The 12686-nt window shown below is 44.4% G+C and carries 12 protein-coding genes, 1 pseudogene and 1 other annotated feature; of the genes and pseudogenes, 4 read left to right on the forward strand and 9 right to left on the reverse strand.

The window, feature by feature from the left end; genetic code table 11:
• The gene (gene thrA / locus LPW36_RS14335; RefSeq protein ID WP_230610715.1) at positions 1-2460 is read right to left on the reverse strand and encodes a bifunctional aspartate kinase/homoserine dehydrogenase I; all 2460 of its coding nucleotides are present in this window, start codon (positions 2458-2460) and stop codon (positions 1-3) included.
• Between the two features lie 46 nt (positions 2461-2506).
• Positions 2507-2625: a sequence feature (Thr leader region), on the reverse strand.
• Positions 2626-3526: 901 nt separating this feature from the next.
• Between thrA and arcA the strand changes: the two genes are divergently transcribed.
• Complete coding sequence (gene arcA, locus LPW36_RS14340) at positions 3527-4246, forward strand: two-component system response regulator ArcA (RefSeq protein ID WP_130592399.1); 720 nt, start codon at positions 3527-3529, stop codon at positions 4244-4246.
• 75 nt (positions 4247-4321) lie between these two features.
• Here arcA and creA read toward each other — a convergent pair whose 3' ends face one another.
• Positions 4322-4801 carry a protein CreA gene (gene creA, locus LPW36_RS14345; RefSeq protein WP_230610717.1) on the reverse strand — a complete coding sequence of 160 codons (480 nt, stop codon included), beginning with the start codon at positions 4799-4801 and terminating at the stop codon, positions 4322-4324.
• A gap of 335 nt (positions 4802-5136) precedes the next feature.
• Here creA and robA point away from each other — a divergent pair, with 335 nt between their 5' ends.
• The gene (robA, locus tag LPW36_RS14350) at positions 5137-6006 is read left to right on the forward strand and encodes an MDR efflux pump AcrAB transcriptional activator RobA (protein WP_230610719.1); all 870 of its coding nucleotides are present in this window, start codon (positions 5137-5139) and stop codon (positions 6004-6006) included.
• Here the strand turns inward: robA and gpmB are convergent.
• Positions 6003-6650, reverse strand: coding sequence for a 2,3-diphosphoglycerate-dependent phosphoglycerate mutase GpmB (gpmB, locus tag LPW36_RS14355; RefSeq protein ID WP_230610721.1), 648 nt, complete (start codon positions 6648-6650; stop codon positions 6003-6005). The genes robA and gpmB overlap by 4 nt on opposite strands.
• Positions 6651-6705: 55 nt before the next feature.
• Between gpmB and yjjX the strand changes: the two genes are divergently transcribed.
• Positions 6706-7233, forward strand: coding sequence for an inosine/xanthosine triphosphatase (gene yjjX / locus LPW36_RS14360; RefSeq protein WP_230610722.1), 528 nt, complete (start codon positions 6706-6708; stop codon positions 7231-7233).
• Between the two features lie 18 nt (positions 7234-7251).
• Here the strand turns inward: yjjX and trpR are convergent, their stop codons facing one another.
• The 6 genes and pseudogenes from trpR to LPW36_RS14390 all read right to left on the reverse strand — a co-directional run bounded on the left by trpR (position 7252) and on the right by LPW36_RS14390 (position 12230).
• Positions 7252-7557, reverse strand: coding sequence for a trp operon repressor (gene trpR / locus LPW36_RS14365; RefSeq protein WP_230610724.1), 306 nt, complete (start codon positions 7555-7557; stop codon positions 7252-7254).
• Positions 7558-7636: 79 nt separating this feature from the next.
• A complete protein-coding gene (gene sltY / locus LPW36_RS14370; protein ID WP_230610733.1) occupies positions 7637-9553 on the reverse strand; it encodes a murein transglycosylase in 1917 nt (638 codons plus the stop codon).
• A gap of 388 nt (positions 9554-9941) precedes the next feature.
• Positions 9942-10064, reverse strand: a pseudogene (locus LPW36_RS18015) (IS200/IS605 family transposase); the annotation flags it as partial.
• A 177-nt stretch (positions 10065-10241) separates the two neighbouring features.
• On the reverse strand, positions 10242-10436 hold the full coding sequence (locus LPW36_RS14380) for a hypothetical protein (protein WP_230610726.1): 195 nt from the start codon (positions 10434-10436) through the stop codon (positions 10242-10244).
• A 160-nt stretch (positions 10437-10596) separates the two neighbouring features.
• Positions 10597-11172: a hypothetical protein gene (locus tag LPW36_RS14385; protein ID WP_230610728.1), complete on the reverse strand. Its 576-nt coding sequence runs from the start codon at positions 11170-11172 to the stop codon at positions 10597-10599.
• A 245-nt stretch (positions 11173-11417) separates the two neighbouring features.
• Positions 11418-12230, reverse strand: coding sequence for an FkbM family methyltransferase (locus LPW36_RS14390; RefSeq protein ID WP_230610730.1), 813 nt, complete (start codon positions 12228-12230; stop codon positions 11418-11420).
• A gap of 380 nt (positions 12231-12610) precedes the next feature.
• Here LPW36_RS14390 and LPW36_RS14395 point away from each other — a divergent pair.
• Positions 12611-12686: IS1 family transposase (locus tag LPW36_RS14395; protein WP_338085967.1), on the forward strand; the 76-nt coding region annotated here is incomplete at its 3' end.

Genomic DNA, 12686 nt, shown 5'->3' on the forward strand with positions numbered 1-12686 from the left:
TTAAACTCCCAGCTTTCCTGACAGAGTACGTAGCATATCGGCAAAAACACCGGCGGCGGTAACATCGTTACCGGCACCATAACCGCGTAATACCAGTGGTAATGGCTGATAATATTGGGTGTAGAACGCCAGCGCGTTTTCGCCGTTCTTCACTTTGAATAATGGATCGTTATCATCCACGGCTTCAATTTTCACCCGACACTCACCCTCTTCAATCATACCAACATAGCGTAATACTTTACCCTGGCTGGCGGCCAACGCCACACGCTCAGCAAACTCAGCATCCAACTGTGGCAAACGTTGCATAAAGGTTGCCACATCGCCACCGGCATCAAATGATGGCGGCAATACAGATTCAACCTTAATTTGATCCAACTCCAGAGAATGACCGGCTTCACGGGCCAAAATCAGCAGTTTTCGCGCTACATCCATACCGGATAAATCATCACGTGGATCGGGCTCGGTATAGCCTTTTTCCTTCGCTAATCGGGTTGCTTCTGACAGGCTTAAACCTTCATCCAACATACCGAAAATAAATGACAGTGAGCCGGAAAGAATACCAGAGAAGCGCATCAGTTCATCACCGGCATTTAGCAAGTTCTGTAAGTTTTCAATGACCGGTAATCCGGCACCTACGTTAGTATCATAGAGAAATTTACGGTTTCCGGTGCTGGCAGCCTGCCGTAACTGATGGTAATAGTTCATGGTGTCGGTATTCGCTTTCTTGTTTGGCGTCACGACATGGAAGCCATCCGCCAGGAAATCAGCATATTGAGAAGCCACTTCCTGACTGGAAGTACAATCCACAATCACCGGATTGAGCAAGTGATACTCTTTTACCAGACGAATTAAACGCCCCAGATTAAACGGCTCTTCTGCCGCCACCAGCGCTTCACGCCAGTTGGTTAAATCAATTCCCAGCGTATTGGTCACCATACCGCGAGAGTTAGCGATACCACAGACTCTCAGCTCAATATTCTTGCGTTTCAGCCACGGCTGCTGGCGATAGATCTGATCTAACAGTGCGCCACCCACACCACCAACACCAATCAGGAACACATCCAGCACCTGATTAGTATCAAACAGTACCTGATGGCTGGCACGTACAGCAGTGGTTGCCGAATCATTACTCACCACTGCAGAAATAGAACGCTCTGAAGATCCCTGTGCAATCGCTACAATATTAATATTGGCACGGGCCAGTGCGCTAAAGAAACGTGCAGACATACCGCGCAGTGTACGCATATTGTCACCAATCACTGAAATAATGGCCAGCTTGTCGACCACATCCAGCGGATCCAATAACCCGTCTTTTAACTCCAGATAGAACTCATCTTCCAGTGAACGACTGGCGCGGGCCAGCTCACTTTGTGGTACGCAAAAACTGATGCTGTATTCAGAAGAGGATTGAGTAATCAGAACCACCGAGATACCGGCACGAGACATCACTGAGAATACCCGGGCGGCCATCCCCACCATTCCTTTCATTCCCGGACCTGAGACGTTAATCATCGCCATGTTGTTCAGATTAGTAATGCCTTTCACCGGATAACGATCGTCACCACTCTCACGGCTGATTAGGGTACCGGGAGCCTGAGGGTTTGCGGTATTTTTTATCAGACAAGGGATTTGGAACTGGGCAATGGGAGCGATAGTACGAGGATGGAGAACTTTAGCGCCAAAATAGGATAACTCCATCGCCTCCTGATAGGACATCGACTTAAGCAGTTTAGCCCCGGGAACAGAACGCGGATCGCAAGTATAGACACCATCCACATCGGTCCATATTTCACAACTGTCGGCACGTAAACAGGCTGCCAGAACTGCGGCTGAATAGTCAGAACCATTACGCCCTAACACCATCAGTTCGCCTTTCTCGTTACCGGCGGTAAAGCCCGCCATTAGAATCACGTGATTTTCAGGAATACCCAACTCAACCAGACGACGAGTTGACTCGGTAATATCAACGGTCGATTCCAGATAGTGCCCATGAGCCAGCAGCATAGCAACCGGATTAATTACCGTTACGCCATATCCCCGCGCCTGAAAAACAGATTCCATAATAGCAATAGACAGCTTTTCACCACGGCTGATAATCGAAGCATTCACGCTATCAGGGCACTGCCCCAGCAGAGAAATACCATGAAGCACATGTTTCAGTTGAGCAAATTCCTGCTCTACAAAACTCTTTAATCGACCATATTCAAACCCGGGCTGTTCTTCAGCCAGACCGGAAAGCAGTTCAGCAAAGATCTGTTCGGCATCCATCATATTGGTCATGATTTCCTGACCGGCTACCGTCTTCTCAATCATGGCAACCAGATGGTTAGTAATTTTTGCCGGAGCAGACAGTACCGTAGCAACCTGGCCCTGACGCGCATTATTTTCAATGATATCCGCTACGCGCATAAAGCGTTCGGAATTTGCTACCGATGTACCGCCAAATTTCAGAACTCGCATCTCTTGGCCTCTCCTGCCTTAATCCAGTTATGATGTAAATTACTCGCAAAAAAAAACCCGCACTCGATTCTACGGTGCGGGCTTTTTTTAATTTCTGTAAGCGTCAGCCCGCCCCGCTACTAGTTGTACCGGTGGTGGTAATGATTGTAATCATCGGGCTAACATTTTGCATGTTTAGTATTTGTCTCTGGTTTGTTTTACTAACGCTATATACTGGTTAAAGCAATTGCCGTTCATAGTCAATTTATTTTTGATATTTTATCAAAGTTATTTGCCTGACGCCGCTCCGCTCTTTTATATCAAAACAAAATAATATTATTATAATTCAATATATTAAAATCAAAAATACTTATTCTTCATGAGACTTCTGTTTTTTTATTCTCACCCCGCTCATTTTTATACTGATGAGAATAAACGAGCGAAATCATAGTAAAAAGCAGCGTCAGAGCTAAAAATGAAATCAAAGTATCAGTATTGACGATTTTAGCTATAAATTTAATATGTTATGTTTTAGTACAACCTATTTGTTCTGCAAGGGATTTTATGTTCATAAAAGTTGCAATTGAAAAATATTTGTTAAAATATATTTCTTTTTAGGATAAAAACAAGCAAAATCCATCCATTGCCACACACGCCTTGGCTTTGGTGAAAAACATAACGGAGCAAATGTTTCAAAATAAGGTTTTTATTGAGGTTGAATTGTGAAAAAAAGGTCAAAAATTGGCATATGATATGCATTGTTTTTGTAGATTTTTCTCACAAATCAGCTAATGTGCTATAACTATTATTGATATATATCAACAAGCCACAAGTTTGTTGATCGGCAAAAGAAAGACTCCTGTTATATTACTGCTACAATAAAGAGTAATAAGTGATCGGTTTTAACAAATCACGGGTATGTAGGTAGTTTGCCTTGGTCGGACCAGCGATTGTGTTGAAATTTGAAATAACACGGGGATTCGTCCCTTATACTGCAGTAGTCTGTTTGAGCTATAGATGGTTTTAAGAACAAAACCGGACCACTGTAATATTAAATTTGATTTTGTTGGCAAATTAGGTAACAGACATGCAAACCCCGCATATCCTGATCGTTGAAGACGAACTAGTAACTCGTAACACATTAAAAAGCATTTTCGAGGCGGAAGGATACGTTGTCTTTGAAGCCAATGATGGTGCAGAAATGCATCGGATTTTGTCCGACCATAATATTAATCTGGTCATCATGGATATCAATCTGCCCGGCAAGAATGGACTACTGCTAGCGCGTGAGTTACGTGAGCAAGCTGCGGTTGCATTGATGTTCTTAACCGGCAGAGATAACGAAGTAGATAAAATTCTTGGCCTGGAAATTGGTGCGGATGACTACATCACCAAACCGTTTAATCCACGTGAACTGACTATCCGTGCACGCAACCTGCTGTCCCGAACCATGAACCTTGGTGCAGTCAGCGGTGAAGAGCGTAAACTGGTTGAAAACTATAAGTTCAACGGCTGGACGCTGGATATCAACAGTCGTTCTCTGATTAATCCTAACGGAGAGATGTTCAAACTGCCTCGTAGCGAGTTCCGTGCGATGCTGCATTTCTGCGAAAATCCGGGCAAAATTCAATCCCGTGAAGAGCTGCTGAAGAAAATGACCGGGCGTGAACTTAAACCTCACGATCGTACTGTTGATGTAACTATCCGCCGTATTCGTAAGCACTTTGAATCAACGCCAGATACCCCTGAAATCATTGCCACTATTCATGGTGAAGGTTACCGTTTCTGTGGCGATCTCGAAGAGTAATCGGCAGTAGCGATAAAAAACCAGCATAAATGCTGGTTTTTTATCGCCTGAAATTCATTATCGGACCCGCGACAATTAATGGCTATTTTCCCAGGGAATAATAGGCACGGTACTCAACGCATTTTTAGGTGAGCCATCCACAACCTTATCGGAATAGACCAGATAAACCAGGGTGTTACGCTTATTATCATAAAAACGTACTACCTGCATGCTCTTAAAAATTATCGATGTCCGCTTGCGAAATACCTCTTCACCATCCGCTTTACGATTCTTAATTCGATCGGTAAGCGTGATTGGTCCAACCTGAATACAGGAAAGCGCACCGTCGGCAGTATCCTCCGCCAGTCCTAATCCCCCTTTTATTCCGCCCGTTTTTGCCCGACTCAGATAACAGGTCACATTTTGTACATCCGGATCGTCAAAAGCTTCGATCACAATTTTATGATCGGGCCCCAATAGTTTAAATACCGTATCAACAGAACCAATCTCTTCTGGCTGAGCACAAGCTGACCAAAACAGTGTGGCTGAGCAAAGCGCTAAAATGACCTTCTTCATTCGCTATCTCCAATGAACATCAATTAATTACCATATTAATTCAATCATAGCCTGCCGGTACACAACTAAAGCCAGGTCGCAACCCGCTGAACCATAGCGACAAACTTATGTCAAATAGACGTAGAACAGAACATTTAAAAATTGTTATGATGCGCGATAAGTATCGCTATAGCGCAGTAATACCTTGTTTCACGCTGAAGATTGCGCCAGCACCCATCACCTGTTAAAAACATTTTTTGTGATGTCGTGGCTGAAACCAATCACATAAGTGTTATAAGTCAGTAGAGCTACGCCGATTCTGTAGATAAAGCGCCAAATTAATGAGGAAGTTTTTTATGGATCAAGCCAGTATTATCCACGATCTTCTAGACTGGCTAGAAAGTCATTTAGATCAACCATTATCGCTGGATAATGTTGCCGCAAAATCAGGCTATTCTAAATGGCACCTACAGAGAATGTTTAAAGAAGTTACCGGGCAGGCCATTGGTTCTTACATTCGCGCTCGTCGTTTATCCAAAGCTGCCGTGGCGTTAAGGCTGACCGCCCGGCCAATATTGGATGTAGCGCTACAGTACCGCTTTGACTCCCAACAAACTTTTACCCGGGCGTTTAAAAAGCAATTTGCTCAGACTCCCGCATTCTATCGTCGCTCTGATTCATGGAGCGCTATTGGTATGTGTCCACCCATTAAGCTATCCGGCAACAATTTAGTACCGGTAGAGTATGTGATTCAGGAAGAGAAACAGCTGATGGGAATAACCCAGAGTTATACCTGTACTCTGGAAGAGCTATCCCGTTCCAAAACGGCTATCCGTACTCAATTCTGGACTCAATATCTGGGTAATACCCTGACCGAAGTACCGCCAATCCTTTACGGTCTTAACCACACTCGCCCCAGTCAGGAAAAAGATGATGAGCAGGAAGTGTTCTACACCACTGCCATTGAACCTGAACATGTGCCGCCGGGTGTTGAAGGCCATGAAATCATACTTCAGGGGGGAGAGTACGCCCTGTTCCGCTACAACGGACCGCCGGATGGATTACAACAGTTTGTCATGACACTTTACGGAACCTGCCTGCCGCTTCTGCAACTGACACGCCGTAAAGGTTACGATATTGAGATATTCCATCCTAAGGGTATCAGAGTTGGCGACAGTGTCCCTGCGGTAATTACCGGTGAATATATGATTCCGATCCAGCGTTAACGCTGGATCTCATCAAGAGCCTCTGCCGTGAGATGCTGTGTATCTCCGGCAAACTCGACTATCCATCCCGGCGCCAGCCATGGGCTGTTTTGACTCTCAACTAAAGAAAGAGAGCAATTGCGCAAGCGTAAACGGCGCTCCGCATAAGGTGGAAGCCCCAAGACATTTCCCAGCAGGCTACCTAACGCAATACCATGGCTAACCAAAACCGGGCGACTGCCTTCCGGTAGCTTTTTGCAATCCTCTAATGCTGCGCGCATACGGGTTGAGAGCTCGGTTAACGACTCTCCCTGAGGAATACGACCATTTGGCGTACCGTCAAGAATCAGCATACGCTGCTGTTCCTCTTCTGGCGTAAGGGAATCAACACGGCGCTGCTCCAGAATACCCATATTTAATTCCCGTAAGCGGGAATCAAAGGTAGGTTCAATATGGCAATATTCGGCCAGTAGTTGAGCTGTCTGACGAGTACGCCCCAGGTCGCTGGCGATGATATGGGTAATTCCCATATTCTTTAAGCGTTTCCCTGCCTGACGCGCCTGTAATTCACCCAAAGAGGTTAATTTACTGTCCGTTTGCCCCTGAATTCTGCGAGCAACATTCCATTCTGTTTCACCATGTCGAATTAAGTATACCTGTGTCATGCCTGTTATCCGTTATACTGTGGAAATTGTTTTCTTACTACCTTGATTTAATGCTATGTATCATGTGATTGCTGCAACCACTAACCCCGCTAAGATCAACGCCATTAGCCAGGCATTTAACGAACTGTTTGGCCCCGACAGCTGTCGAATCGAGAGCGTTGAAGTTAACAGCGGTGTCCCTAATCAGCCAATGGGTGATAAAGAGACCCGTACCGGCGCCCGTCATCGGGTAATGTCTGCCCGTCAGGTCAGGCCGGAGGCTGACTTCTGGATCGGCATTGAGGCCGGAATTGACGATGATATGACATTTGCCTGGATTGTCATTGAAAATAATCGGTGTCGTGGTGAAGCCCGTTCAGCCAGCCTGACGCTACCTCCTGTGATCCTGAAAAGCCTGTATGAAGGTAAAGAGCTGGGTGATGAAATGGCTCAACTAACCGGGATCAGCAATATTAAACAACAGGGCGGGGCTATTGGCCTGTTTACCGAAGGTAGACTTTCCCGTACCAGCGTCTATCAACAAGCACTTCTGCTGGCTTTTGTACCCTTCCATAATGATATCTATCAGGTGCATGATAAATAAATTAAACCAAATATCAGGTTATTTATCCGTATCTTTCAGCAATGTCTCTTCCAGCCAGGTTCTGAATTCAGGTCTGGCCATTTTTAAACTGTTTGAGCCACGGGTAATGGTAGCAATACCGGCACCCAGTTCACTCTTCAGCTCCCTTTGGCTCATCTCACCACGCATAAGCTCCTGAATAATCCGCACGCGGGTTCCTAATGCTTCCCGCTCATCTGGCGTCATTAATAGTTGCAGCAGATCAAGCTGGTATTCATCGGCAAAAGATTTCTGTAACAGAGTGACAAAATCCTGCCACTCTTGCTGTTGATTTGATGCTGACATAAGATTTTCTCCGGCTGATGAACTATCTTGCTAGTACAATAGCATAAGCCGGAGAAAAATGCAGAGATAAACATCTCAATCAGTAGCTGCGTTTCCACTCAGAATCGGTCATCACTACGGTTGGCTGGCTCATAAAGCTGCGATAGAACAGATCGTAAGCCAATACGTTCTTCACATAGCCACGGGTTTCGTTAAACGGAATACTTTCCACAAACGCCACCGCATCCAGACGCCCGGCACTGTTGTTTAACCAACTGTTCACCCTACCCGGCCCCGCATTGTATGCCGCCGCAGCCAGAATGCGGTTTTTACCGAACAACTGATAAGTGTGCTCCAGATAAGTTGTCCCCAACTGAATATTGGTTTCAGGATCGAGCAACTGACTGACATTATTATAGTTAATGGTACTACTGCGCTGTGCAGTTTGCTTCGCCGTCGCTGGCATAAGTTGCATTAATCCGCGCGCCCCGACCGGAGACTGAGCCTGTGGGTTCCAGGCACTTTCCTGGCGGGCAATCGCCATGGCAAAGGAAACCGTAATGTCTTTATCATTGGTTGATGATTTAAACATGGTTGGATAAGCCAGCGGGAAGCGCTCTTCAATATGGTCCCATAATTTGGCCACTATGGTTGCCTGCACGCTGAGGTCCGCCCAGCCCTGTTCAAAAGCATAACGGGCCAACGCTTCCTGCTCCTGTTTAGGTAAACTTTCTACCAGATTGCGCCACTCAGAACGGGCCAGATTATCCAGATTCCAGTACATCAACTCACGCACCCGATTTACTTCGGCACGCTGAGTTAACGACTGGGTTGGTTTAACCGCATTTTCAACTTTGACCGGATAATGCACATTCAGGCGCTGGGCAGCAACCATCGGATAGAAACCGCGATTATTCATTAAATCACGCAAAATAGTCTGCCCTTCGCTCTTTTTACCTTTGCTGATTAGGCTATCAGCAAGCCAGTAACGCCACTCATCTTTTGCCGCATATTCAGCGGGTAAACGAGTGACCCACTGCGCAACGCCATTTTGATCGCCACTGCTTAAGGCCAGACGAATGCGCCGTTCAATCAAGTCACCATCAGTGCTACGGGCTACCGCGGCATCACGCCAGTTGGCCTGTTCGCTGGTCACATTGTTGTTCATCAGACGAATAGCAATACTGCTTTCCAGCGCTTGCTTATCCTGCTGGCTCATTTTTTGCGCGCTGGCAATTTGCGGTAGCATCGCTCTGGCTCTTTCCACATCTTTACGAGCCGCTTTGGCGAAAGCTAAACGCGTCTCTTCACGCGTAAAGTCGGTTGGTGAAAACTCTCGGGCAAAAGCATCAACGCTTAACGGATCTTTCTGTAACCGGCTGAGTCCATCCCCCATGCTTTTATAACTGGCAGGAAGTTGTGAAATCAGGGAGTTCACTAATGACGTATTATCTTCTTCCGTGGCTAAACGAATGCGCTCCAGTGTAACCAGAGCTGTTTGCTGACCGGCGTTACGCCACTCGCTAAACAGTTTGTCGCAGGAAGAAGGTAATGATTTACCCGTTAACCAAATGGCTTTAGCTTCATCAAAAGCCTGCTGGCGATTACCGGTGGCCCACTGAGCATAGTGAAAATTGCAGCGGGACGCCGCTGAAGACGGTGGTTCTGTCGTAAAACTAACGATGCCGTTCCAGTCCTGACGACGGGCCAGTTCATTAATAAAATTATTTTTCAGATTGCGTGAAAGTGGCAATGTAGGATAACGGGTCACAAACTGCCCTGCCTGTTTAACGCTTAAAGCCGTTAAATCCTGAGTCAGTTGGCGATATTCCAGATAAGGATAGAGCGGATAGCTACTTAGCGTTGGCATCAGGCGAGAAACCTCATCCATCTGATTACTGTCCCATGCCATTTTCACTTGCTGATAGCGTTCACGCTGGGCGCCGAGAGAATCAGCCCATGCACTTTGAGCCGTTACGGCAACCATCAACCCCGCTATAAACGTGCTTTTCTTGATTAAGCTGTGCCAATTTTCCGTCACAAACATCCTCACTTTTTGTCATTAAGCTATAAATATTAGCCTGCTTCAAAGCTGACTCATTTAGCATCGTGCCCGATATCTACACCACTATAATTGCACCAATATAGTATAGCGTTATCTTGCCCGGGGCTGAAAAAATCAACGTTCTGAAGAAATTAACGATATTGAAAACATTATATCAATGATCAATTATCAAACTTTGCCATTGCTGGCGATAGCATCCCTTCTTCATTGCCAGAGGCGGTAATTTACTAAGACAATAAAATGCCCATTTGATTCCCTCAGGAAAGGTCTGAATAGTAAATAATCCATCTGTATCGCAGGTGGCTTTGACACAGCCCTCTAAAAGGGGGCTACTAATACACTAACTTTCAAGGCCCAGTTGTAATTGTCTTTCCTCTTTAGCTACCTTGTCTTGATGCCGTACATATCTACGAATGATTTCTTCATTGGCTCCTACTGAATCCACAAAATACCCCCTTTGCCAGGATTACCTTTGAGGATCTTATATCTGTACTTTGCTGTCCAGACGAGGTGGCACTGATTACGATAGACTTGTTGGATGTCCAACTTTTGACATGTAGTTCACATATACCAGAACTAATAAGGTTAAGAAATAAAAAAACCCAGCACTATGGCTGGGTTCGCATTCTGATATTTAAAGTTACCGTGTTCCACCACAAGCAGCAATCTTCTCTTCTGGCGATGCTAACTTAATTACAACTCCAGGCTCACGACGCTCAAGCGTCTCGATTTGTGCCCATTCAATACCAAAATGCTCCATTGGTGAGCGGCCGTCCGCAAAAAGACCAGCTACAATGCCTTCAATACTGGCCTTGTCAACTTTTACGCTGTTCATAATTCACCTCAAGGAAATGTGACTTCCATGTAACTATAGACCATTTTTCTGAACTATCAGTTCAGAAAAATGTTGAAAAAAACACGGTAAATCCGTGTCACTAACCTTCACTGGTTGTGTATAACCTACAATCTTATACAGGCGATGTCCATTACTTTGTTTAGTTAACTAAACTTTCTGCCGGGATTAAGATTGGTCTAACCATTGCGTCGCATTGTCTAAGATAGTTCTGTTCATATGCGAATCCGCTCTGGGTATAATAGGCTATCACTCCATGAATTGGACCAACCAAAGCAAATTTATTAATTTTAATTCCGGTAGATAGTAGAACCGCAACATAAGTCAAATATGCATCCAGGACTATCCCTAAAAATTGATGATCAAGATCTTCGTGAGCATCATTTCTTTTCTCCATCCACAATATTTCTATTGTTTGGTTTGAGTAGTTTACATTACCAAACGCAAACCCTATTGGTAATTCTCTATAATAAATGACTAATCTCACGGGGTGATCACAACCTATCTCCATCGGAAAGATTTTTAACCCCGGGTTAAATTGAAGTACGCCTCTATCTTTTAAACACTGCAAATCATCAGTAATGATCGGATCATGAAAATCTTTAGGGACAACAATCCGTAGAGATTGGTGGGGGTACTTTACTTTTAAACGCCCAGCTACCGCAGAAAAAGTTACCTCTTGAATCTGCAAAAAGCTTTGCAATTCATCCTGACTCATAAAATCCCCACCCAAATCTTCATGGTTAAAATAATATCACAGCCTCATTAACTTGACACTTATAGAGCCGATAAAGCGAAATCTCATCTATTTCAAAACACTTAAAGAAAGCATAAAAAAAAGCCCCATCAGAGAATTGATGAGGCTATTGTCGTCTATCTGCCGGATCGTTCAACCGATCATTTCGCTTAACCGATCGGTGTTACTCCGAAGAGGGTTTTATATCGGGTAGCCGATTAAAAATATTATAACCGTTGGATAGTTAACTGATTTTCACCGATCGTCAGTCCTAAACGCTTATTGGAATGATGCTGGGCAATACATAATTCACCAAACAGATCGACATGATACCCGAGGCCTTCAACCAGACTCATCAGCTCGTTTCTTTTAGCGATCATCCCCTGCATATAATCACCCCATACTTCAAACAAAATAGGAGGGTAGCCCGATTCTGATAGCCAGCCTTTTGCCCCGGTAATAACCTCAAGTTCCAGGCCTTCTACGTCTATTTTGATTAAATGCGCTTTTGGCAGGTTAAGACTATCTAAAGTGGCAATACGTACTTTCTCAGATCGCGTTTCCGGGGAAATAATAAATTGTTGCTCTATCCGAATTTCCGGATTTAAAGATAGCGCGCCAAGATTATCTGAGCGATGCGGATCCAACTGAGGAACATCTATCTCACCGTTATAATCGCCAACCGCCATATTATTTGCATAGCAATTCGATAAATCATTAATTAAATAATTGGCGCACAATTGATAAAACACCTGACGCTGTGGCTCAAAAGAATAAATTCGACCATCAACTCTTTTGATATGACGCCCCATTGGCACAGACCAGGCACCTAAATTAGCACCAACATCAATCAGAACTGGATTTTGAATATTTTCGATGAGCAACTGTGCAATATCAAGGCAAGCCTGTTCCCATGCTTTGCCTCTGCGCAAATGGGCGCTAATCATATCCGGACCATTGGAGAGTAAATAATTTGATTCACCGACTTTGTACAGCCCATGAGTTATTTTCTTTTCCTGACCTGATTTCTTTTTATTCATAAAACATCCCTGTGATGTTGATAATGCTAAAAATGAAAACATATATAATGCCAATAAGGAAATCTAAGTCAATAATCCAGAACGGCTTATATCAACAAATAAATTTATCATCTAATCATAAAACAATAGGTTGAAATAATAGACCTATGTAGCAATAAACCTTTTAATAATTTATTAACCTAAATAGATATTAAAATTTAGCAGTTAAAAAGAGGTCATCCTTACCCGCTTCATTGCCCTGCAAAATTAATTTTGACAATGGGCTCACTTCGCAGCGAAAAACGATATCCGATCGGGATTAAGTACGTTAAATTCACTGCCCCATTTCAGGTCGTGACGCATATTTAGTGTTGTGGTATTCTTCGCCCTTTGGATGATTGATGGCAAAGATTGATGTAGTTTGTCCCCGCTGTTCTGAAACGAGTGATGTGATCCGAAACGGTCATTCCACCTCCG

Origin of the sequence: Limnobaculum eriocheiris, assembly GCF_021010575.1 — a bacterium.
Classification (GTDB): domain Bacteria; phylum Pseudomonadota; class Gammaproteobacteria; order Enterobacterales; family Enterobacteriaceae; genus Limnobaculum; species Limnobaculum eriocheiris.

What these genes read in the sequence shown, in the direction of transcription:
- thrA (WP_230610715.1), bottom strand. Translation starts at nt 2,460, where the DNA reads ATGCGAGTTCTGAAATTTGGCGGTACATCGGTAGCAAATTCCGAACGC.
- gpmB (WP_230610721.1), bottom strand. Translation starts at nt 6,650, where the DNA reads ATGACACAGGTATACTTAATTCGACATGGTGAAACAGAATGGAATGTT.
- robA (WP_230610719.1), top strand. Translation starts at nt 5,137, where the DNA reads ATGGATCAAGCCAGTATTATCCACGATCTTCTAGACTGGCTAGAAAGT.
- LPW36_RS14380 (WP_230610726.1), bottom strand. Translation starts at nt 10,436, where the DNA reads ATGAACAGCGTAAAAGTTGACAAGGCCAGTATTGAAGGCATTGTAGCT.
- yjjX (WP_230610722.1), top strand. Translation starts at nt 6,706, where the DNA reads ATGTATCATGTGATTGCTGCAACCACTAACCCCGCTAAGATCAACGCC.
- trpR (WP_230610724.1), bottom strand. Translation starts at nt 7,557, where the DNA reads ATGTCAGCATCAAATCAACAGCAAGAGTGGCAGGATTTTGTCACTCTG.
- LPW36_RS14385 (WP_230610728.1), bottom strand. Translation starts at nt 11,172, where the DNA reads ATGAGTCAGGATGAATTGCAAAGCTTTTTGCAGATTCAAGAGGTAACT.
- arcA (WP_130592399.1), top strand. Translation starts at nt 3,527, where the DNA reads ATGCAAACCCCGCATATCCTGATCGTTGAAGACGAACTAGTAACTCGT.
- LPW36_RS14390 (WP_230610730.1), bottom strand. Translation starts at nt 12,230, where the DNA reads ATGAATAAAAAGAAATCAGGTCAGGAAAAGAAAATAACTCATGGGCTG.
- creA (WP_230610717.1), bottom strand. Translation starts at nt 4,801, where the DNA reads ATGAAGAAGGTCATTTTAGCGCTTTGCTCAGCCACACTGTTTTGGTCA.